The following is a 23,007-nucleotide window of genomic DNA, read 5'->3' as shown; positions in this document are numbered from 1 at the left end:
GCGGTGGTACAGCCGACGAAGATGTATCGGATGCCCAGACCTCTCGCGAATGAATTCGCTCCCACAGAAACGCATCCCGTCTGCTACGACCTCAACATTAGCTCTGCCACGACGTGACAAACTCCGCCACGTCCGGCTTGGCTGCTTCCCGTGGCGGATTCAGCGGGGTGCCGAGGTACAGAAACGCGACCACCTCTTCATCCGCTGCCAGACCCAATCCTTTCGCCACGTGCGCCGAATACGAGAGCTCGCCCGTGCGCCAGACCGCGCCCACACCCAACGCATACGCTGCCAGCAGCACGCCGTGGGCCGCGCAGCCTGCAGTGATCACCTGTTCTTTCTTGGGCACCTTGTAGTGATCGGTCAGCCTGGCGATCACCACGACCACCAGTGGCGCACGCAATGGGCCGAGACGCGCTTTGTCCAGCGCCTTTTCATCCGCCTCGCCATCGCTTTCAAGCAGCGACTGAGCCAGCAGCTCGCCCATGCGATTGCGTGCGTCACCTTCCACGGTCAGAAAACGATAGGGGCGCAAGCCGCCATGGTCAGGTGCCCGCAGGGCCGCGCCGAAGAGAATCTCGCGCTGTGCAGCGTCCGGGGCTGGCTCGACCAGCCGGGGAACAGACACGCGATTGAGCAATACGTCGAGCGCTTCCATTGAGTCGTCTCCTGAAAATTGATGGGGCATTGTAGTGCCGCAAACACGTTCTTGAACTTCAATAACGAATGACAGTAGCAATTACTTACACGACACTCGGAAAAGCCCTCGGTTTACACGATTCGACTGCCGGGTAGAATGTGCGGCCTCCTCCTTCACAGATCAGAGCGACTGCATGGCGTTGCCGACCCTCCGCATCATCGGCTTCATTATCGGCATCTTCCTCATCACCCTGGCCATCGCCATGGTCGTGCCCATGGTGACGCTGGTGATCTTCGACCGAACCCGCGACATGCCCTCGTTTCTCTGGTCAAGCATGATCACCTTTATCGCCGGGTTGGCGCTCGTGGGCCAGGGGCGGCCCGAACACGTGCACTTGCGTCCACGGGACATGTACCTGCTCACCGTCAGCAGTTGGGTGGTTGTCTGCATATTTGCGGCGCTGCCGTTTCTGTTGACCCAGCACATCAGCTACACCGATTCGTTTTTTGAGAGCATGTCCGGCATCACGGCCACCGGCTCTACGGTGCTGAGCGGGCTGGACACCATGTCGCCGGGAATTCTGATCTGGCGCTCGCTGCTGCACTGGCTCGGGGGCATCGGCTTCATCGGGATGGCGGTGGCGATTCTGCCCTTGCTGCGCATCGGTGGCATGCGGCTGTTTCAGACCGAGTCGTCGGACCGTTCCGAAAAAGTCATGCCGCGCTCGCACATGGTCGCCAAGTTCATCGTGCTGGTGTACGTCGGCTTCACCGTAATCGGCAGCCTCGCGTTCTGGTGGGCGGGCATGAGCCTGTTCGACGCGATCAACCATTCGATGTCGGCGATTTCCACAGGCGGTTTTTCCACCTCCGACCTGTCCCTCGCCAAATGGCCACAACCCTCCGTGCACTGGGTGGCGATCGTGATGATGATCCTCGGCAGCCTGCCCTTCACCCTGTACGTCGCGACGTTGCGCGGGCACCGCAAGGCGTTGATCAAGGATGAGCAAGTACGAGGTTTCATCGGTCTGCTGCTGGTGACCTGGCTGGTGATGACGCTCTGGTATTGGGCCACCACCGACCTGCCGTGGTACGACGCCCTGCGCCATGTGGCGTTGAACGTCACGTCGGTGATCACCACCACGGGTTTCGCGCTGGGCGACTACAGCCTGTGGGGCAATTTTTCGCTGATGTTTTTCTTCTACATCGGCTTCATCGGCGGCTGCTCGGGCTCGACAGCGGGTGGCGTGAAGGTGTTCCGGTTTCAGGTCGCCTACATCCTGCTCAAGGCCAACCTCAATCAACTGATTCATCCTCGGGCGGTGATCAAGCAAAAGTACAACGGCCATCGCCTGGACGAAGAAATCGTGCGGTCGATCCTGACATTCTCGTTTTTCTTTACGTTCACCATCTGCCTGATCGCATTGCTGCTGTCGTTGCTGGGGCTGGACTGGATGACCGCGTTGACGGGCGCGGCGAGTACCGTGTCGGGCGTGGGTCCGGGGCTGGGCGAAACCATCGGCCCGGCGGGCAACTTCGCGACCCTGCCGGATGCGGCGAAATGGATCTTGTCGTTGGGGATGCTGCTGGGGCGGCTGGAAATCATCACTGTGCTGGTGCTGTGCGTTCCGGCGTTTTGGCGGCATTGAAGCCTCGATTGGCCCCTGCAGGAGTGAGCTTGCTCGCGATTGCTTCCGCCCGCTCACGGCATCTGTGACTGACGCACCGCGATCGCGAGCAAGCTCACTCCTACAAAACATCGGCCGTCAGGCGATGGACTTCCTGATCCGATACTCCCCCGGCGTTTCATCGAACCAACGCCGGAACGCCCGGAAGAAGTTGCTCGGATCGGCAAACCCCAGCAGATACGCGATCTCCAGCAGGGTCATCTGCGGTTGAGCCAGATACTGCTCGGACAACTCTCGACGGGTGTCATCCAGCAGGGTCTGAAAACTGGTGCCCTCTTCCTGCAAACGCCGTTGTAACGTGCGCTGGGACAGATGCAGGCTTTGCGCCACGGCCTCGCGTTTCGGCTCGCCTTGCGGCAGCAGCCGGCACAGCACTTGCCGCGCCTGATGGGTGACACGGTTGCTGGCGAAGCGGGCCAGAAACTCCCCGGCAAAGCGATCGTGCAGCTTGGCCATGGCCTCGTCGGCGGTGGGCAGTGGCGCTTCCATGTCCGCCCTCTCGAACACCAGCGCATCGTACGGCGCGTTGAAGGTCAGGGGCGCGTGGAAGAATTTCTTGTAGGGCTCGACGTTTTTCGGCTGGTCGCCCTGGATCAGCACTTGGCGGGGGTGCAGCGGACGTCCGGTCAACCACCCACAAAACGCGAGGGCAAAGGCCAGTGAGGCCTCGGCACTTTGCCGCGTTGGCGGCAGCAGGTCGCCATGCACCGTCAAAATCAGCGCGTAGCCTTCCGGCAGGAGTTTGAAACTCAGGTCGGCGCTGTCGGCAATGATGCGCTGATACTTCACCAGCCGCTCGAACCCCTCTTTCAGGGTGCGACTCGACATCAAGGCATAACCGGCGACGCTGAAGGACGCAGGCCGCACCACTCGGGCCATGTTCAGGCCCACCGCAGGATTGCCAGACAGCTCGACGGCCCGTGTCCAGAGCCGGGTCATGGAATCCTGTGGGAAACGAGCGTCCGGGTTTTCGAGATCGGCGTACACCAACCCCAGTTCAATGAACAAAGCGCGACAGTCCAGACCGTCCATTTCGAGCGACTTGACGATCCCCATCGCCCAGCTTGAAGAAGTCGTTTTTTCCATGGCTGCACTTCTACTTCCAGACCAGCCGCCCCCTGCGACTGATAGCGGAAGGATACTACGTTGGCACCCATTGTCACTGACTGTCCGGAGTGCTGGTCTAGACTGAGCGCATTAAATCGACAAGAGAAGACCGCAGTGGATAACGTCAAGACGTTTGAGGGGTTCGCCGACTTTTACCCGTATTACCTGCAAGAGCACAGGGACAGCACGTGCCGCCGTCTGCACTTCATCGGCACGACGCTGGTGCTGCTGATTCTGGCGACCGCCCTGTTGAGCGCCAGTTGGCTGCTGCTGTGGGTGCTGCCGTTGGCGGGTTACACCTTTGCCTGGGTCGGTCATTTCTTTTTCGAGAAGAATCGCCCGGCCACGTTCAAGCATCCGTTCTACAGCTTGCTGGGCGATTTCGTGATGTACAAAGACATGCTGATCGGCAGGGTGCCGTTTTAAGCACCGAGCGCCCCTTAAACGGTTTCGGCCGCCGGCTGGGCGTCCAGGCTTTTGGCCTTGACGTGCGCGTCGGCCAGGCGGAACAGCTCGATGGTGCCGTCCCAGTGCTCGATCAGCGCCGTGCAGGATTCAACCCAGTCGCCGCAGTTGAGGTATTCCACCCCGCCCACCTGACGGATTTCCGCGTGGTGGATGTGGCCGCACACCACCCCGTCCAACCCGCGCTTTACGCACTCGTGGGCGATGGCTTCTTCGAAGTCGCTGATGAAGTTCACGGCCGTCTTGACCTTGTGCTTCAGGTACGCCGACAACGACCAATAGCCTTTGCCGTACTTGGCTCGCCAGTGGTTGAGCCAGCGGTTGAGGGTCAGCGTGAATTCGTAGGCGGAGTCGCCGAGAAATGCCAGCCAGCGGTGATAGCGAGTGATGACGTCGAACTGGTCGCCGTGGATCACCAGCAGACGACGGCCATCGGCGGTGACGTGTTCGGCCTCGTCCACCAACTGGATATTGCCGAGGATCAGCTTCGAGTAACGGCGCAGGAATTCATCGTGGTTGCCGGTGACGTAGATTACCTCGGTGCCGCGCTTGCTCATGGTCAGCAGGCGGCGGATAACGTTGGTATGCGCCTGAGGCCAATACATGCCGCCGCGCAGTTTCCAGCCGTCGATAATATCGCCGACCAGATAAATCCTGTCGGCCTGATACTGTTTGAGGAACGCGGACAGGTGTTCGGCCTGACAATCCCGGGTTCCCAGGTGTACATCAGAAATCCACAAGGTCCGGACACGCTGCTTACGACTGGGTTTCACGTTCTCGGCAATGCTCATGGATAGCCTCCACTCGGGTTTTCACAAGGGTGGACCGAGTGGGTGAAATGAACATGACGAGCAGATTGAAATTTGATGACAGCGGCTACAGTGCCGCGCTCCGGGCACGCCGCAAGACACCTGTAGGAGCGAATTCATTCGCGAATCGGTTTTCCAAACGACGCATCTCCATCGGATGTAACGGCCTCTCGCGAATGAATTCGCTCCCACAAAGACCCCATCCGACCGACGTTACGGCCTTGCCTGCACGGTCACGTCAACACGTAATCCACCGGTTCCAGCATCGGCGGCAGGGGCGTCACGCCCAAGGCATCGAGGACATCGCGCTCGACGACCCGAACCAGCGCGTCCAGCGGCAGGTCGTTTTCGTCGTAGCCGAACGGGTCTTCCAGTTCGTTGCCGATGGCGTCCAGGCCGAAGAAGGTGTAGCTGACGATGGCCATGAACAGCGGGGTCATCCAGCCCAACGGCTCGGCCATGGCGAAGGGCAGCAGAATGCAGAACAGGTAAATCGTACGGTGCAGCAGCAAGGTGTACGGAAACGGCAGCGGCGTGGTCTTGATGCGGTCGCAGGTAGCGATGACGCGACTGAGCACGCTCAGGTGATTGGCCAGCAAGGTGTAGCGCCACTCGTTGATCTCACCGTTTTCACTGGCGTCCGAGCATTGCCGGCCGACCTCGCGCAGGATGCGGTCGCAATAATTTGCGCTGTCCACCGACGGCGGGCGGCTCAGCCAGTGTTGCGTGACCTTCTCGACATCCTGACGGCGCAACGTCGCACAGAGGGCGTGGGCAAAGCCGCACAGGTCTCGCAGGATGCTGCCCCGTAGCGCGTCGTCCTTGAGCACTTGGGTTTCCCGAATGATGGAGCGGGTTTCGGTGATCACGTCTCCCCACGCCTTGCGCGCCTCGTACCAGCGGTCGTAGCAGGCATTGTTGCGAAAGCTCATGAAGATCGACAGCGACAGGCCGAGCAAGGTGAACGGCGTGGCGCTGACTTTCGCAAAATAGTCCGGGTGCAGGCTCTCGATCAGCACGATGGCGGCCGCCAGCAACGTCACCAGCGCCGCTCGGGAGGCAATGCGCCGGGCAATCGAACCTTTGAGCGTCAGAAGAACGCTCCGCAGATTGGGATGCGGTCGAACAATCATGGATCAATCCGGGGGTGGCGTGGCACTGCGGTCATTGTGTCCAAGGTCGCGATCCGGGTCGATCCGGTCGCGAACACGCTGCTTCAGTACCTTGGCTTCGGGAAAACCGCCGTCAGTCTTGCGCTCCCAAATCTGCACATCATCGCAAGTGATGCGAAACACTCCTCCCGTTCCCGGTACCAGCGAGACCTTGCCCAGATCGTCGCCGAAGGTGCTCAGCAGCTCCTGCGCCAGCCACGCCGCACGCAACAGCCATTGGCATTGCGTGCAATAGGTGATGGTGATTTCAGCCTTGTCGCCCATGAATCAGCCCAGCCCCGCTAACAAATCGCGGGCTGTCTGTTGCGGACCGTCATCGGACTCGGCGATGACCTCTTCCAGCAGGCGCCGCGCTTCGTCGATGCTGCCCTCGTCGATCAACACCTGAGCTTCGTTGATCTTGCTCAGCGGCGCTTCTTCCTCGATGTCCATCAGATCGAACTCGGTGTCGTCGGTCATGAAACTGTCGAGAAAGGCGTCGTCCATCAAATCGCTGTTGCTCTGCGCCACCGATTCGGGCTCGGATTCGGTCTCGAAGTGCAGCTCCATGTCAGGCGACCCATCCTCTTCGGCAAAGTCGCTGAGGAACTGCTCCTCCGGCATTTCGAAGACTTCCGGCAGCTGCTTGAGGTCCGAGGCGAACAAGGGGTCCAACTCGGGCTCGGCATCCGGCACAGGTTTGCGCGGGGCCGGGGCGCTGTCGAAGGGATCGACCAGGTCCCAATCGGCGTCCATGGACAAGTCGTCCAGGTTGAGCTGGAAGTCGTCGACCGGTTCGGGATTGAGCGCTGCAGCCGCATTTTCGTCCAACTGCGCAGGCGCTTTTTCAAGATTGACTGCGGCAGCGGCAGCCGCTGCGACCACCGCCGCCCCCGCCACGGCCGGTACGACCGATGAGGTTTTCTCGACCGAGACAGGCGCCACGGCCGGTTTGAGTTTCGGATAACGGGCGCGAATTTCCTGCAACTTCTGAGGCTCGATGCCCTGGTTCAACAAGATCTTTTCTTCTTCGTCGAACCCGGCCAGGTCGCCTTGCTCGCCAAGCAACTCCAGGATGCGCAGGCGCACGTCGGTGCGTTGCGGCTGCCGATCAAGGGCTTCGCGGAGAATGGCCTGAGCCTCGGCAAAACGGCCATAGGCGATGTAAATGCTGGCGCCGTCGAGGGCATCCGTCGCCGCACCGGCCAGCCGCTGGCCGCCCGACGCAGCCGTGGTGGTGGCCGTTGTGGCCGCTGGACGTGGCGTGACCGCAGGCACTTCAAACACCGGGGTGACGGTGCCCTGTGCAGGTTTGATGATCGGTTCGACAGGCTCAGGCCCTGCTCCCGGCTGAGCCCCTGACTCGACCAGCCGATTCTTGAGCCGATTGCGGCGCACCGACCAACCCAGCGCCAACAACAGCACCAGCAGCAACAGGCCAGCCAGAATCGTCGTCCACGGCAGCTCATCGTCCTCGACCACCGGCGCGGGAGCGGGCGCCGGGGCTGGAGCGGGTGTCGCCGCCGGTTCGGTTTTCTGCACCGGCGCAGTGGCAACGGGCGCAGGCGGTGGCACGGGTCTGGCCGCCAGCGCCTTCATTTCGGCCAGTTGGGTCTGCAATTCAATGATCTGTTTGTTTTTTGCCGCGTCGTCTTCCGAGACCTGCGCAACCTGGGTTTTCAGGTCCTCGACCGTCTTGGCCAGTTGCTGGTTTTCCATGGCGGTGGCGGTCAACTGCTCGCCTGCGCTCTGCTTCACGGCGGGTGCGTTTGGCGCGGACACCGAAACGGAGGTTGGCGCGTTCGCCGCCGGAGCTGCGGCAGTCGCTGTACCTGCTGGCGCAGCTACCTTGGGTTCGGCGGCGTTGTCGGGGAGCAGCAGGCTCTGGCCGACTTTCAACTGGCTGCGGGTGCCTTGAGGGAACGCCTGGGGATTGAGCGCTTGAAGCGCAACGATCAGCTCGGCACTGGACGCTTTGCTGCCCGGCGCCTGAATCTGCCGCGCGATACCGGCCAGGGTGTCACCGGACACCACGGTGTAATGCTTGCCCTGCACCGCTTTCGGCGGGGCAACGGGCAGGCGCGACGCATCCGTTTTAGCAGCCGTCGCAGGCGAGTTGGTACGGCTGCGCGTGGCAGCCAGGCCAGCGGGAGAGTTCGGAGGGTCCAGCAGCACGGTGTATTCGTGGAACTGATCGCCGTTGGGGCGTGACAGGCGCACGACGAAATCCAGATAGGGCTCGGTGACAGCCTTGCGTGACTCCACATGGACAATGGCACGATTGCCTCGGATCACCGGGGTGAAATGCAGGTCATTGAGGAAGAACACCCGCTCCACGCCCGCCTTGGCGAACGCTTCGGTCGAGGCCAGGGTGACCACGATTTCTTCAGGGCTCAGGCCACCCGCCTCGATCAGCTCAATGTCCGCGTTAAAGGGCTGACCCTGCGCGGAATGCAGCGTGATATCGCCCAGGCCCAATGCAGCGGCCGTGGCGCTGTGCAGCATGGTCGCAGAGGCGATTGCCAGCGTCAGCAACCCCGTGCGAAGACCCGACTGAACGCGAAATGATCCGTAACTCCCGCGCCGACTACCGGCCTGAAAACTCTTCAGCATGCGAACCCTTATGAGGCAGGCTTCCCTGCAAATTTCGTTGTGCGGACACCATGTCCGGGCAGAATCAGTATGGGTGCAAATAGAACAGGATGTTTCGACAGGTTCAATGTATTTGTCGCTGGCGCAGGGCCATATCGTCAGGATTTTTCCAGATTGGCCAGAATTGTCGAGTGCACACGCATGCAGACCCGCAAATCTTCCTCGTCGATGCCCTCGAACAGCTCATGGCGCAGTGCAGTGGCAATGGTCTCGATTTTTTCGATCAACGGCCGGGCGGTGTCGCTCAACAGGATTTTCTTCGCGCGGCGGTCTTCGACGACGGCCTGACGCTTGACCAGGCCCTGGCTTTCCAGGCTGTCGAGCAAACGCGCCAGTGTCGGCCCTTCCACACCCACACTCTGTGCCAGCTCGCGCTGGGTAGGCGCCGCGTCCTTGAAACGCGCCAAATGCAGCAGCACCAGCCAGCGGGCCTGGGACAACCCGAGATCGGCCAGGCGACGATCCAGCTCCGCACGCCAGCCACGGGACAGATTGGCCAGTTGCATGCCAAAGCGGTGTTCTTCTGTTAACGGCATAGGTAACTCGATGGTTAAAGATGATTCCTAATTAATAGGCAGCTAACCATGGAGCATGGGACGAGGCAAGAGGCCGAATGTGGCGTTTCGTCGCAGAGGGCGTGTTTGGATAAGTCAGGTGCGCCACACATCATGTGGGAGACGCCGGAGGGACGACGGCAGCGAAAGCGGTGAATCAGTTTCAATGATGCTCCCTGACACGACGCCTTCGCTGCCGTCGTAACCTCCGGCGTCTCCCACGGGTTCAGCGTCGCACCGTATGCTGCTACAGGGTGGGGGCAAAATCGGCGTCAGACCTCGAATTCCGACTGCAACGCCGCGCGCACGCAGTACAGCACGCCTTCCGGCACCCGTCCTGTGAACAGTTCGGCGATGGCGGCCACGGGGGGCAGTTCGCCTTCGCCGTCGAGGAAGGCGTCCTGGATTTCGGTAAGCAGGTCTTCTGGCAGGTCCAGTGCCTGTTCCAGCGACAATTGCTGCTTGCCGATCGCTTCGGCCAGCATCGTGTAGACGTTTTTTTCCGAGCATTGCAGTTGGCCGGCGATCTGCATCGGCGTCATGCCCGCGCGGGCGAGGCTGATCAGCTCGTGACGCAGGTCGGTGACCACCCGTGGCGCCGGGGCCGCGCCGCCCAGCACTTCGAGGAACGCCTCGCCATAACGCTCCAGCTTGCGCGCACCCACGCCGCTGACCCGCGCCATCTCGGCCATGGTGCCGGGCTGGCTGCGGAGCATTTCCAGCAGGGTCGAGTCCGGGAAGATGACGTAGGGCGGCACGCCATGTTCTTCCGCCAGCTTGCGGCGCAGCGCCCGCAGGGCTTCCCACTGCTCGCGCTCTTCGCCACGCACCAATTGGCTCGCCGGGCTGCCGGACGCTTTCGCGGTGGTCTGGGGTTTGAGGTCGCGGCGCAACTCCAACGTGACTTCGCCGCGCAGCAGCGGGCGGCAGGTGTCGCTCAGGCGCAGGCCGCCATAGCCTTCAAGGTCGGTGTCCGCGAGACCACGGGCCACCAGTTGACGGAACAGCGTGCGCCATTCGTTCTCACTGCGGCCCTTTCCGACGCCAAACACGGCCAGCTTCTGATGCCCGAAGCTCTGGACCTTTTCGTTGTCCTTGCCCAGCAACACATCCACCAAATGACCGACGCCGTAACGCTGGCCCGTCCGATAGATCGCCGACAGTGCCTGACGGGCGGGTTCTGTGGCGTCCCAGGTCTGCACGTCGTCGACGCAGTTGTCGCAGTGGCCGCAGGGGTTGGGCATGTCTTCGTCGAAATAGGCCAGCAGGGCCTGACGCCGACAGCGGGTTTCTTCACACAGCGACAACATGGCATCGAGCTTGTGTTGCTCCACGCGCTTGTGGCGCTCGTCACCCTCGGAGTTCTGCAGCATCTGCTTGAGCATCACCACGTCTTGCAGACCGTAGGCCATCCACGCGTCGGCGGGCAGACCGTCGCGCCCTGCCCGACCGGTTTCCTGATAGTAGGCTTCCAGCGATTTGGGCAGGTCCATGTGCGCCACGAACCGGACGTTGGGCTTGTCGATGCCCATGCCGAACGCGATGGTCGCGACCATGATCAGGCCTTCTTCATTAAGGAAGCGGCGCTGATTGTTAGAGCGGGTCTCGATGGGCAGACCGGCGTGGTACGGCAACGCCGGATAGCCGTTGTCGCTCAGAAACGCGGCGGTTTCCTCGACTTTCTTGCGCGACAGGCAATAGACGATCCCGGCATCGCTGCGACGCTCGGACAGGAACGCCAGCAGCTGTTTGCGCGGCTGTTCCTTGGGCACGATGCGGTAAAAAATGTTGGGACGGTCGAAGCTCGACAGGAAACGCTCGGCGTTCTGCAGGTGCAGGCGGGTGACGATTTCTTCGCGGGTGCGCTTGTCGGCGGTGGCGGTCAGGGCGATGCGCGGCACGTCCGGAAACAGCTCGGCCAGTTGCCCCAGTTGCAGGTATTCCGGGCGAAAATCATGACCCCATTGCGACACGCAGTGGGCCTCGTCGATGGCGAACAGGGCGATCTTGAGGTTTTGCAGAAACGCCAGCATGCGCGGCTGCACCAGACGTTCTGGCGCCAGATACAGCATTTTGACTTCGCCCAGCCGGATGCGGTTGGCCAGGTCCCGCTGCTGTTCCGCGCTGAGCGTGGAATTCAGCGCCGCCGCCGAGACCCCGAGCTCTTCGAGGGTCGCCACCTGATCGTCCATCAACGCAATCAGCGGCGACACCACCACCGCCAGGCCATCGCGCAACAGGCCGGGCACCTGAAAGCACAGGGACTTGCCGCCGCCGGTGGGCATCAACACCAATGCATCACCGCCACTGGCCACGCGCTCGATAATGGCACCCTGGCGACCACGGAAGCTGTCGTAGCCGAAGATGTCTTTAAGTACGCGTTGAGCCTGGTCGAGCATAAATACCCCGGATGGTGCCACCACAGCGGGTGAAACATCGCTGTTGAAATCGCAAAGCGCCGCAGTATACCGGAGCGCCCCAAGAGATAGGACAGCGGTGACACGAGCGGTCGAAATTATCAAAAAGCCGATTCCACGCGGGCTGTGTAAAACGTCGCGAGCGAAGGCAAGACAAGGCAAAAACAGGCAGGAAAGCGGAGTCTAGGGTTTTCTAAATGAGCATTTCCTGCCTGTTTTTAACGCAGTATTGCCGAGCGCAGCAGTTTTACGCAGTCCGCGAAGGCCTCGGCGCTGGCATCTACAAGCCCCAGAGCCTAGAATTCAGCATCGTTTATTTCCAAGGTAGTCCGTCCATGTCCTTCGCTGAGCAATTACACCGCCTGCAAGCCTTCCTCGATGCCGATGAGCTGCATGACGAAGCGCTGGACTATGTAGCCGCCCACGGCTACCTGACCGCGCTCTCGATCTGTGCTGAAACCGTGCCTGACCGGGAGTGGATCGACGCGCTGTTCGCCGAGCCGCCGCACTACGCGGACAAGGCTCAGCACGAGGAAATCGAATCGACGCTGATCCTGCTCAAGGCGCACATCGCCCGTCAGCTGGCGTCGGATGAAGAATTCGAACTGCCCTGCGATCTGGACCTGGGCGATGACCCGGACGACTCCGAACTGCGTGGCTGGTGCATCGGTTTCATGGAAGGTGTCTTCCTGCGTGAATCGGCGTGGTTCGAGAACGACGAGGAAGAAGTCAGCGAGATGCTGTTGCCGATCATGGTCGGTTCGGGTCTGTTCGACGAGCAGGCCGAGTTCGCCGACATCGCGGCGGATGCGAACCTGATGGACGACATGATCGTGCAGATTCCTGAAGCGCTGACCGCGCTGTATCTGCTGCTGCATGCGCCGGACGAGAAACCGGCGATCCTCAAGCCGCGTCACCACTGAGTCCGCGCCTATGGCGCCAGGTGGTTCCAGTCATTCCCCCTCCCGCACGAGTCGGTCCCGGCTCGTGCGTTATCTCTTGCAGGGTGTCGGTTGGTTGAGTGTGGCGCTCGGCGTGATCGGGATTTTTCTTCCCGTGCTGCCGACGACGCCTTTTCTTCTCCTGGCCGCCGCCTGCTTCGCCCGCAGCTCTCCCCGTTTTTATCATTGGCTGGTCGATCACCCTCGGCTCGGTCCGTGGATTCGTGGGTATCTGGAGGGAGACGGGATTCCGCTGAAGGGCAAGGTCTACGCAATCGGTTTGATGTGGCTGAGCATCGGGTTTTCGTGCTGGCTGGTGCCGATGGTGTGGGCACGGGTCGGGATGGTGGTGTGCGCGGTAGGGGTGACGGTTTATATCGCGAGGCAGAAGACGTTAAAGCGGTAAAGGCGGCGGTACGTCCGGTACATCTCCATCGCCTGAACCTCTTCGCGAATGAATTCGCTCCCACAGGGGTGTTGCGGCGCGTTTGAATCCTGTGAACGACACAATCCCACCTCAGCAGCACCGCTACAGACTGCACAACCCTTGAACCCTGCGCGGTCTCCACTGTGGGAGCGAATTCATTCGCGAAGGCGGCGGTACGTCCGATGCCTCTCCATCGCCTGCCCATCCATTCGCGAATGACCTCGCTCCTACAGAGGTGTTGCTGCGTGTCTGAATGGTGCGGTGTTCAAGGCACACCGCAAGCCTTGCCGCCAATCCTCACATCCTGCCGATCACACCGTGTCCACTTTCAGCGAATGATCCCCCAGCATCCCGTTGATGATCGATGCCGTGTCCGCCCCGCCTGCGACTGCGCCTCCGGCCCCTGGCGTGACGCCGTAGTGTTGGGCGAGATTCACGCCGGCGAGGTCGATGGTTTGAGTTGCCGCACCACCCGCAATGCTGCTGACGTCGATGGTCGAGACCAGCGATGACCCATTCCCGCTCACGCTGAAGTGCAGAAAGTTCTCCAGCGAGTTCGCATCCCCATACTCGCCCTGCAACAGCTGCGAGAGGTCCAGTTTGTCGATGCCGAAGTTGAAATCGGTGATCGTGTCGTGCCCTGTGTTACCGGCCTGGTAAAGGAAAGTGTCGTGCCCCGGCCCGCCGGTCAGCGTGTTATTGCCCGGGCCGCCAATGAGGGTGTCGTCGCCCGCCCCGCCGTTCAGCACGTCGTTGCCCAGCCCGCCATTCAACACATTGTTACCCGAGTCACCGGTCAGGTGGTCGTTGTAGTTCGAGCCGATCAGGTTCTGGATGTTCACCAGCGTGTCGGTGCCCGCCCCGCCCGTGTGCTGCGGCCCGGTTTCCGCGGTACTCACGGTCACGCCTGCCGTCGCCAGCGAGTAGTTGGCGGTGTTGTTGCCCGCGCCGCCGTCGAGCAGGTCGTTGCCCGGTCCGCTGAAGAGCATGTCGTTGCCGTTGTCGCCAAACAGTTCGTTATTACCCGGCCCCGCCACCAGCACGTCGTTGCCGTCGCCGCCGTGGAGTTCACTGTTGGCCGCTCCGATCAACACGTCATCGCCCGTCGTGCCCAAGACGGTGTGACCGTCCTGATGGCTGATGTCGATGGGCGCAGTGCTACTGCCGCCGTGGGCATCGGTGACGGTGTAGGTGCTGTGGACATCTGGCGTGGTGTTGACCGCCGCCGTGTCGATCGACAAATGCAGCTCGTAGTTGCCTTTCAGGTCAGGGTCGGCCTGATTGACCACGATCAGTCGGTAAGTCCCGTCTTCGGTTGCGGTGAAGCTGCCGCCGTCGCTGAGGCTGTGGGCCGCGCCGTCTTCGAATTTCCAGGCCATGCCCAGCACGTCGTTGGTCAGGTTGTGGTCGACGGTGACGGTTTCCCCCGCTTTCAGCTGCACGCTGTACAGGTCCTGAGCGTTGGACGGTGATGCGTTGACCGCCCCGAGATAGCCGCTGATCACCAACAGCGCCGTGGTGGCGGTGTTGCTGAAGAAGTCGCTGCGGCTGAGGTTTTTCAACTGGTTGATGTCGCTGTCGGAGGTGCCGCTGAAATTGATGGTTTTCAGCGAGCCGGCCTTGAAGTCCGCCCCGCGCGACGTCCAGCCCGTGGCGAAACTGCCGGGCGAAACGGTCAATGCACCGCCAGTGCCGGGCTGGTCATTGGCCGCCAACGCCGCGCCGGGAATGACAATGCTCGACCCACTGAGGTTGGTGATGACGTTGTCGGCCACCGCCACCGGTGCGTCGTAGACCGGCGTCGGTGTGACTGCCCCACTCGCTTCGACGTGCACAACAAGATTGGCACCGGCCAGGTCGCCGTCGTAATCGCTGAGCACGTAGTGAATGTTGTCCATCGCAGACTGCGTGAGGCCCGCCGCCGGGGTGTAGCTGTAGTCGCCGGTGTTCATGTTGACCACCAGCGTGCCGTGTTCGCCGGTCACGGTGAGGGTGTTGCTCATGCCCTCGAAGCTGCCGTGGTTCGGGCCGCCGCTCACGGTCACGCCGCCCTGATGGCTGAACGCCTGGGGATTGAACGTGTAAGTCGTGCCCTCGACGCTGATGGATTTGACGAAGCCCTGATCCGCGCCAAAGGTGCCGCCTTCCAGCAGGCTGCCCTGCACGCCACCCTGCACCGTGCCGCTGAGCACGGCGTTCAACTGGCCGAGGTCGGTGACGATCACCGCACTGGTGTTGCTGCCGGTGGCGCCGTTGTAGGCGACGGGGTTCAGGTACTGGCTGCTGATGTCAGTGCCGACGCCAATCGCGAAAGCGTTGATGCCGTGACTGTCGAGGAAGTGGGTCCACACCGCTTCTTCGCTCGGGCTGATGCCATCGCCGCGGGCCGGGTTCGGCACGCGATCCGGGTCAGAATGCTCTGGCGACACGGTCGGGTTGCCGTCCGAGAAGAAGTACGCCAGGTTCTGCGCCCCGGCGAGCGCGCCCTTCTGCACGAACGCGGTTTGCGCGGACGCCAGCGCCGCGTCGTAGTTGGTGCCGTTGCCGGCGGTGATCGCGTTGACCATGTTCTTGGCCGTGGCCACGTCGACCCACTGATCGCTGGCGATGTTGGCCTGGCTGTTGAAGGTCACCAGCTGCACGCGCACGTCGCCGAGGGCTTCGTACTTGTCGAGCAGCGCGACGATGGCCTGTTTTTCCAGTCCCAGTCGGGTCAGTCCGTTGACCCCTGAGGCCTCGTTCATGCTCGCCGAGTTGTCGACGATAAGCATCAGGTTACTGTTGACCGGGTCAGTGGTGACGGTTTTTTCAAGGTTTGCGGCCTGAGGTTGGTCGTCCACGATGTTGACCACGATCTGCGCGGTCGAAGACTGGCCCAGCGAGTCGGTCACGGTGTAGTTGAAGGCTTCGTGGGTGACGTTGGCCCCATCGTTGGCGGCAGGCGTGGTACTCGGCGGTGAGGTCAGGGTGTAGGTGTAGCTGCCATCCGTGTTCAGGTGCAGCACACCGTATTGCCCTTGAACGGTGCCGTTCTGCGCGCCTTCAGCGGTGAAGGTCAGCGCACCGGTGCCGCCCTGCACCGAGTTGGCGACGCTGCCGCTGCCGGTTTCTGCGGTGGAACCGGGATTGCTGCCGGTCACGATGCCGGGCGCCAGATCCTGCCCGTCTTTGTAGGTGTCGAGGGCGCTTTCCTGCACGGTGACGTCGTTGTCGTTGCAGGCAACCGGTGGGCACGGCGCGGCCACGTTGATGTTCACGGTCACCGTGGTGGTGCTGGTGTCGCCGTCGGCATCACGAATGGTGTAGGTGAACACGTCCTGCTCACCTTGCGGCCCGACGTGGGAAGGGTCGCTGTGGTAGGTCGCGTTGCCCTGATTATCGACAATCAGCGTGCCGTACGCCCCGGTGATCACGGTGTTCAGCCCGCCGATGACAGGCGTCGTGGTGTCGCCACCGGCGCGCACGCCGACGATCAACCCGTTGGGACCGGCGCCATCCGCACCCGCCGTATCGTTGAGCAGCAGGTTGCCGCTGGTTTCGCCCCCCGCCACGACGTTGCCGATGTCGCTGTGCGCTTGGGGGGTGTCGTCGAGGATCTTGACCACGAGCGTGCCGTCACGCACGTCGCCATTGGTGTCCACGGCGTGCACGGGGATTGGGTCGCTCAGCGAAGTGCCGTCGCCCTGGTTGTGATTTTCCGCCTCATTCAGCGTGTAGGTGTAAGTCACGTCGCCGGTGGTGGGGTCGTAGTGCAGCACAGTCAGCGAGTTGCCCGAGGGAAGCGTGGTGGACTGCGGTGACGACAGCGGCACGCCGTGATCGACCACGACGATGCCGCCAATGATCAGGTTTTGCACGCCGTCCGGCGCAGTCACTTTGATCGTGCCGGTCTGGGTCAGTGCGTCGTGATCCGGGTGCGAGCCGCCTGGCAGGTTGGCTTCATCGACGGTGCAATCGCCGCCGCCAATCATCGGGCCGTCGTTGTGGTAGACGTTGACGGTGATCGTGGTGGTGCTGGTGTCGCCGTCTGCATCACGAATGCTGTAGGTGAAGATGTCTTTCATGTCGCCATGCCCGCCCGAATTCGGGTTGGCCATATAGGACGCCTGCCCGCTGGCGTCCACGGTCAGGGTGCCGTACAGCCCCTGAATCACGGTTCCGACGCCACCGGTGACCGGTGTCGACGTGTCATCGCCCGCGCGAACACCGACGATCAAGCCACCCGCCCCCGGACCATCGGCCCCGGCGTGGTCGTTGGCGAGGATGTTGCCGCTGGTTTCGCCGCCTTCTTTGACATAGCCGATGTCGGCAGTGGCTTGCGGCACGTCGTCGGTGACGTGGACGTTGATGTTGCCGTCGGCAGTGTCGCCGTCGTTGTCCACGGCATGCACGGCGATCTGTTCATTGTTGACCGTGCCGTCGCCCTGATTGTGGGTTTCCGCGCCGTTGAGGGTGTAGCTGTAGGTGACCTCGCCAGTGGCCGGGTCGTAATGCAGCACTGTGAACGTGCTGCCCGACGGCAAGGTGACGGATTGCGGCGACGTCAGCGGGTTGCCGTTTTCGACGACGTTGATGCCACCGACGGTCAGGGTTTGCAGGCCGTCCGGAGCGGTGATCTTGACCGTGCCGGTCTGGGTCAGCGCGGCGGCATTCGGGTCGGTGCCGTCCGGCAGGTTGGCTTCGTTGAGGGTGCAATCGCTGCCGCCGATGATCACGCCGTCGATGTGGTAGACGTTGACCGTGACCGTGGTGGTGCTGGTGTCGCCATCCGCATCGCGAATGGTGTAGGTGAAGATGTCCTTCACGTCGTCGTGGCCACCCGAATTCGGGTTGGCGACGTAGGACGCCTGGCCGCTCGCATCCACGGTCAGGGTGCCGTAGAGGCCTTGAATCACGGTGCCAACGCCACCGAACACTGGGGCGGAGGTGTTATCGCCCGCGCGCACGCCGACAATCAAACCGCCCGACCCAGGGCCGTCGGCACCGGCCACGTCGTTCCCCAGAATGTTGCCGCTGGTTTCGCCGCCCTCCTTGACGTAGCCGATGTCCGGATTGGCCTGAGGCACGTCATCGAGCACGTGCACGTTGATGCTGCCGTTGGCGGCGTCGCCGTTGCTGTCCACCGCGTGCACGGGGATCTGCTCGTCATTGACGGTGCCCGCGCCCTGATTGTGGGTTTCGGGGCCTGTGAGCGTGTAGGTGTAGCTGGCCTCCCCGGTGCTCGGGTTGTAGCCGAGGATCGTGAGGGTGTTGCCGGATGGCAGGGTGATGGTTTGCGGCGAACTCATCGGTACGCCGTTGACCACCACGTCGACGCCACCGATGGTCAGGGTCAGCAGGCCGTCAGGGGCGCTGACCTTGATCACGCCGTTCTGGGTCAACGCGCCCGAATTCGGCGCGCTGCCGTCCGCGAGATTGGCCTCGTTCAGCGTGACCTCGCTGGCGCCCAGCGCGACGCCATAGTTCACGGGCGGCGGTGGCGGCTCGTCAGGCGGTGGCTGATCCGGTGGAGGTTGGTCAGGCGGAGGTTGATCCGGCGGTGGCTGGTCGGGTGGCGGCTGATCCGGCGGCAGCGTCACCACAGGCGGTTCGTCCGGTGGGGTGATGATCGGCGGCAGGTTGTCGCCTGGGCTGCCATCACCAAAGCGGCCGACTTCGCCCTCAGGCACGAGAAAGGTGGTGGTAATGCCGGCCGTCGGGAAGCCCACGACCGGGTTCACCACGCCAGCGGTTTCGGTCAGCAGCACGAAGGTGTGTCCGCCGCCCAGCGCGGAAGGTGAACCGCCAGGGTTGGCGGTGCCTGCGGCGGGCGCGTCTGTCACTTGGCTCGGGTCGGCACCGGCGGCGATCAGCTGTTGCAGCTGCTGCACGTCGGCCAGTTGCGACTGGCTCGGGGCCGTGGCGTCGGGGGTGTCCACATGGGTGGCGTGATTGGCGAGGATTTCCTGCGTCAGCGGCATGCTGCTGTCCCGTCCGAGGGTGAGTTCTCCCCCCTTGGCCAAGTGCACCGCCACGGCACCGGTCGCGCCGGTTTCCAGCAATTCACCGGCGTACACCTTGTCGCCTTCGATCACCAATCGCTTGGTGCCGTTGCTGGCCACCGCAAAAACATCCCCCACGACCGCCCGAACCGTACCGATCAACCTGGCCATATTCACTCCCTTGCTGCATAAACCGGATCAAAAAATGTTACGAATCCAACAAAAATTGTTTGATCGGAGCACAGAAATGGCTTGGAGCTACTACTCACCGACAATTTTATGTCGCTGAATCTTTTCAAGTTTTTTGCTCGAAAAACCACTTGATCAAACGCCGTCAAATTTCCGTTGAAACTCCCTTCGCAACCGTAAGACGCCCGTAAAACGTTGAATACAGGCAATTCCTGAATTTCACCTTCGCCTGAATTCATAAAATGACATAAGTTTTTTTTGGAATAAAGGATATGAAAAAAACGTCTGAGCTTTTCCGAAAGTTGTTCTTAGCTGTGATGTTACAAACCTGATACGGTTTTAACAGCACGAATCGCCGGTTTTTTGGCGTACGCAGCACGACAATTATCCAGGGAGAGTTTCCATGCGCGATTTGACCCCGCTCTACAGTGCAGTTGTGTTGGCGGTGGCCTGCGCCCAAGCGCAAGCCATGTCGCTGAACCAAGCGATTCAGAACACCATCGACAATCACCCGGAAATTCACGCCAACGTGAACAACCGACTGTCTGCCGACGAAGACGTGAAGATCGCCAAGGGCGGCTACCTTCCGACGGTGGACCTGGTGGCAGCCTACGGCCGCGAACACACCGACAGCCCCACCACCCGCTTCGTGGGCAACCACAACGAAGAAACCCTGAACTACACCCAATCCGAGCTGCGCCTGCGGCAGATGCTGTTCGACGGGTTCAATACCAAGAACGAAGTCGGACGCACCCAGGCCGTCGTCAACTCCCGCGCGTACTACCTGCGCGGCACCTCGGAAAGCCTCGCGTTGCGGGCCATTGAGGTGTACCTGGAAGTGCTCAAGCGTCGTGAGCTGCTGGACCTGGCGAAGAACAACCTGCAAGCGCATTTGCGCATCAACGACCAGATCGGCCTGCGCGCCAATCGCGGCATCGGCAGCAATGCTGACAGCGACCAGTCCAAGGCCCGCCGCGCCTTGGCCGAGAACAACTACTACACCGCACAGGTCGATCTCTCCGACGCCGAAGCCAACTTCTTCAGTGCCGTAGGCAAGACGCCCGACGAGCTGGAAGCCCCCGCTTCGATCAAGGGTGAAGTGCCGAAAAGCCTGACCGACGCCAAGCAAAGCATGCTGGTGAACAACCCCTATCTGAAATCGGCCCAGGCCGACGTCAACGCCGCCGAGAAGCAGTACGAAGTCGCCAAATCGCCGTTCTACCCGCGTTTCGACGGTGAGCTGGCAGTCGGTGCGAACAACAACATCGCCGGTGAAGAAGGCCACGACAACGAATGGCGGGCCGCCGTGGTGATGAATTACAACCTGTTCAACGGCAACCGCGACAAGGCCCGCCTCAACTCGGACGCCTACAAGACCGGCCAGGCGATGGACATCCGCAACAACGCGTTGCGCATGCTCAACGAAAACCTGTCGCTCGCCTGGAACGCCATGAATAACGCCCGCGTTCAGACCCCGATCGCCCGTGAATACGCCGAGACCACCACCAAGGTGCGCGCCGCGTATCAGGACCAGTTCGGCCTCGGTCAGCGCACCCTGCTCGACCTGCTCGACAGTGAAAACGAGCTGTACAACGCCGCCCGCCGCTACACCGAGCTGCGATACACCGAAGAGTTTTCGATGTACCGGGTGCTGGCGACCGAAGGCGAACTGTTGAGCAAGGCGCGAGTCGTGATGCCGGCCGCAGCGGTCGCCCTGACGGAAGTCAAGAGCGAAGCCCGGCTGCCCGACCTGAAGTAGTGAAGTAGCGATGTAGTCAAGCGCGCAAGCGCTGGGAGAAGTCTGTGACCAGCATGGAATTGCCTGATTTAGAACCGGCTCAGCCGTTCGACCCCCGTTCGAACTTCGACGACCCGCTGCTGGATGGCCTGCTCATCCTCTGTCGGCTCCACGATTGCAACGCCAGCCGCAGCAGCCTCAGCGCTGGCCTGCCCCTGGCGCAGCAATCCCTGAGCGTCGATCTTCTCCCCCGCGCCGCTGCCCGCGCCGGTTTGCAAGCGCGCATTCTGCGCCGCGACCTCAACGCCATCGACGGCCTCAACCTCCCGGTTCTGCTGCTGCTCAAGGGCAACCGCTGCGCGATTCTCCGACGTTGGGAAGACGACGGACGCGCGCTGATTCTTCCGAGCGAAGCCGATGGCGGCGAGCAACGGGTCACCCGCGAAGAGCTGCAAACGCTCTACACCGGCCAAGCCCTGTTCGCCCGCCCTCGTCATGAGCTGGAAAACCTGCGCGCGCCGCTGGTGCCGAGGGTCAACGCCTGGTTTCGCGACACGATAAAGCTGTCTCGCGGGCTGTATGGCGATGCGATTCTGGCGAGCCTGCTGATCAACTTGCTCGGCCTGATGGTGCCGCTGTTCGTCATGCAGACCTACGATCGCGTCGTGCCCAATCAGGCGACCTCGACCTTGTGGGTGTTGGCCATCGGGCTGTTGATCGGCACTGGCTTCGAACTGACTTTGCGACTGGTGCGAGCGCACCTGCTGGATCAGGCCGGGAAGAAGACCGACGTGATCCTCTCCGCGACCCTGTTCGAGCGCATCACCGGCATGGCCATGAAGGCCCGTCCTGCCAGCATCGGCGGCTTCGCCCAGAGCATTCACGACTTTCAGGGGCTGCGGGAATTCCTCACCGCCGTCACCCTGACCAGCATTATCGACTTGCCGTTCGCCGTGTTAATGCTGGCGGTGATCGGCCTGCTCGGTGGCTGGCTGGTGGTGATTCCGTTGGTGGCGTTCCCGGTCACCATTCTGTTCGCGTGGATCATCCAGATCCGCCTGCGCGACACCGTTGAACGCAGCCTGGCGCTCGGCGCAGAACGGCAAGCGCTGTTGGTGGAAACCCTCGGCGGCCTGGAAACCCTCAAGGCCTGCGGCGCCGAAAGCGAACGCCAGCACAAATGGGAATCGACCCACGGCGCCCTCACCCGCCTCGACAGCCACGCCCGTGACCTTTCGGCGCTGGCCAGCAACGGCACGCTGTTCATCCAGCAGTTTTCGGGCATGGCGACCATCGTGGCCGGGGTCTACATCATCATCGCTGGCAACCTCAGCGTCGGTGCGCTGGTGGCCAGCTACATGCTCGGCAGCCGCGTGCTCGCACCGCTCGGGCAAATCGCCGGGTTGATCACGCGCTACCAGCAGGCGCAGGTCACGATGAAAAGCACCGACGCGCTGATGGCCCTGCCTCAGGAACGCGAGCAAGGCAAAAACCCACTGCAACACACCCTGCTCAAGGGCGACATTCAGGTGGTCAACGCCAGCTTTGCCTACGGCGGGCCGGGCACAGCAGCCGCGTTGCACGACGTCAGCATCAGCATCAAGCCCGGCGAGCGCATCGGCATCATTGGCCGTAGCGGTTCGGGCAAAAGCACGCTGGCCCGCTTGATGATGGGGTTCTACGCCCCGGACGCGGGCCAGTTGCTGCTGGACGGCCTGGACCTGCGCCAGGTGGATGTGGCGGATTTGCGCCAACAAGTGGGGTACGTGGCCCATGATCTGCCGCTGCTGGCCGGGAGCCTGCGGGACAACCTGACCCTCGGCGCCCGCTACGTCACCGATGCGCGGATGCTCGAAGTGGCGGAGCTGACGGGCGTGACCGAACTGGCGCGCAATCATCCGATGGGCTTCGATCGGCCGGTCGGTGAGCGTGGGCAGTTGCTGTCCGGCGGGCAGCGGCAGGCGGTGCTGATGGCGCGAGCCTTGTTGCTTGACCCACCGATCATGCTGCTCGACGAACCCACCAGCCACATGGACAACGCCAGCGAAGACGTCCTGCGGCAAAAGCTGTTCGACCGAATGCAGGGCAAGACGCTGCTGCTGGTCACCCACCGCATGTCGATGCTCAGTCTGGTGGATCGGCTGGTGGTGCTGGACAACGGCAAAGTCGTGGCCGACGGCCCCAAGTCGCTGGTCGTCGAAGCACTGCGCAAGGGCCGCGTCGGCCCGTCCTCGGTTTAAGGAGCGTCA

General features: G+C 62.2%; 15 protein-coding genes. 6 read left to right on the top strand and 9 right to left on the bottom strand.

The annotated features are described in order from the left end of the window. Window positions 1-97: 97 nt before the first annotated feature. Window positions 98-658: a nitroreductase family protein gene (locus ACWKWE_RS17380; RefSeq protein ID WP_483851207.1), complete on the bottom strand. Its 561-nt coding sequence runs from the start codon at window positions 656-658 to the stop codon at window positions 98-100. Between the two features lie 175 nt (window positions 659-833). Here ACWKWE_RS17380 and ACWKWE_RS17375 point away from each other — a divergent pair, with 175 nt between their 5' ends. Then, complete coding sequence (locus tag ACWKWE_RS17375; RefSeq protein ID WP_166593330.1) at window positions 834-2,288, top strand: TrkH family potassium uptake protein; 1,455 nt, start codon at window positions 834-836, stop codon at window positions 2,286-2,288. 117 nt (window positions 2,289-2,405) lie between these two features. Here the strand turns inward: ACWKWE_RS17375 and ACWKWE_RS17370 are convergent, their stop codons facing one another. Next, window positions 2,406-3,413, bottom strand: coding sequence for an AraC family transcriptional regulator (locus ACWKWE_RS17370; protein WP_483851206.1), 1,008 nt, complete (start codon window positions 3,411-3,413; stop codon window positions 2,406-2,408). 135 nt (window positions 3,414-3,548) lie between these two features. On the opposite strand from ACWKWE_RS17370, the gene ACWKWE_RS17365 reads away from it, so the two are divergent. Further along, window positions 3,549-3,860, top strand: coding sequence for an Mpo1-like protein (locus ACWKWE_RS17365; protein WP_166593332.1), 312 nt, complete (start codon window positions 3,549-3,551; stop codon window positions 3,858-3,860). A 14-nt stretch (window positions 3,861-3,874) separates the two neighbouring features. Here the strand turns inward: ACWKWE_RS17365 and ACWKWE_RS17360 are convergent, their stop codons facing one another. The 6 genes from ACWKWE_RS17360 to recQ all read right to left on the bottom strand — a co-directional run bounded on the left by ACWKWE_RS17360 (window position 3,875) and on the right by recQ (window position 11,464). Further along, a complete protein-coding gene (locus ACWKWE_RS17360) occupies window positions 3,875-4,690 on the bottom strand; it encodes a UDP-2,3-diacylglucosamine diphosphatase (protein WP_166593333.1) in 816 nt (271 codons plus the stop codon). A 251-nt stretch (window positions 4,691-4,941) separates the two neighbouring features. Then, on the bottom strand, window positions 4,942-5,841 hold the full coding sequence (locus ACWKWE_RS17355; RefSeq protein WP_483851205.1) for a bestrophin family protein: 900 nt from the start codon (window positions 5,839-5,841) through the stop codon (window positions 4,942-4,944). 3 nt (window positions 5,842-5,844) lie between these two features. Then, on the bottom strand, window positions 5,845-6,144 hold the full coding sequence (locus ACWKWE_RS17350; RefSeq protein ID WP_341959451.1) for an Rdx family protein: 300 nt from the start codon (window positions 6,142-6,144) through the stop codon (window positions 5,845-5,847). Window positions 6,145-6,147: 3 nt separating this feature from the next. Further along, window positions 6,148-8,472, bottom strand: coding sequence for a FimV/HubP family polar landmark protein (locus tag ACWKWE_RS17345; protein WP_483851204.1), 2,325 nt, complete (start codon window positions 8,470-8,472; stop codon window positions 6,148-6,150). Window positions 8,473-8,609: 137 nt separating this feature from the next. Then, window positions 8,610-9,047, bottom strand: coding sequence for a MarR family transcriptional regulator (locus tag ACWKWE_RS17340; protein WP_166593337.1), 438 nt, complete (start codon window positions 9,045-9,047; stop codon window positions 8,610-8,612). A 290-nt stretch (window positions 9,048-9,337) separates the two neighbouring features. Further along, a complete protein-coding gene (recQ, locus tag ACWKWE_RS17335; RefSeq protein WP_483851203.1) occupies window positions 9,338-11,464 on the bottom strand; it encodes a DNA helicase RecQ in 2,127 nt (708 codons plus the stop codon). Window positions 11,465-11,817: 353 nt separating this feature from the next. Between recQ and ACWKWE_RS17330 the strand changes: the two genes are divergently transcribed. Together ACWKWE_RS17330 and ACWKWE_RS17325 are read left to right on the top strand one after the other, a co-directional pair. Then, on the top strand, window positions 11,818-12,405 hold the full coding sequence (locus ACWKWE_RS17330; protein WP_166593339.1) for a UPF0149 family protein: 588 nt from the start codon (window positions 11,818-11,820) through the stop codon (window positions 12,403-12,405). 10 nt (window positions 12,406-12,415) lie between these two features. After that, window positions 12,416-12,829 (top strand): YbaN family protein, encoded by a 414-nt coding sequence (locus ACWKWE_RS17325; protein WP_483851202.1) that lies wholly within the window; start codon window positions 12,416-12,418, stop codon window positions 12,827-12,829. A 332-nt stretch (window positions 12,830-13,161) separates the two neighbouring features. Here the strand turns inward: ACWKWE_RS17325 and ACWKWE_RS17320 are convergent, their stop codons facing one another. Then, a complete protein-coding gene (locus tag ACWKWE_RS17320) occupies window positions 13,162-19,002 on the bottom strand; it encodes a retention module-containing protein (RefSeq protein ID WP_483851201.1) in 5,841 nt (1,946 codons plus the stop codon). 421 nt (window positions 19,003-19,423) lie between these two features. Between ACWKWE_RS17320 and ACWKWE_RS17315 the strand changes: the two genes are divergently transcribed. Together ACWKWE_RS17315 and ACWKWE_RS17310 are read left to right on the top strand one after the other, a co-directional pair. Next, window positions 19,424-20,779 (top strand): TolC family outer membrane protein, encoded by a 1,356-nt coding sequence (locus tag ACWKWE_RS17315; RefSeq protein ID WP_483851200.1) that lies wholly within the window; start codon window positions 19,424-19,426, stop codon window positions 20,777-20,779. Between the two features lie 53 nt (window positions 20,780-20,832). Next, the gene (locus ACWKWE_RS17310; protein WP_483851339.1) at window positions 20,833-22,998 is read left to right on the top strand and encodes a type I secretion system permease/ATPase; all 2,166 of its coding nucleotides are present in this window, start codon (window positions 20,833-20,835) and stop codon (window positions 22,996-22,998) included. Window positions 22,999-23,007: the final 9 nt, after the last annotated feature.

It is taken from the genome of Pseudomonas salicis (assembly GCF_057128705.1).
The sequence above is the reverse complement of the archived record's forward strand: the minus strand, read 5'-3'. Positions and strand labels throughout refer to the sequence as shown.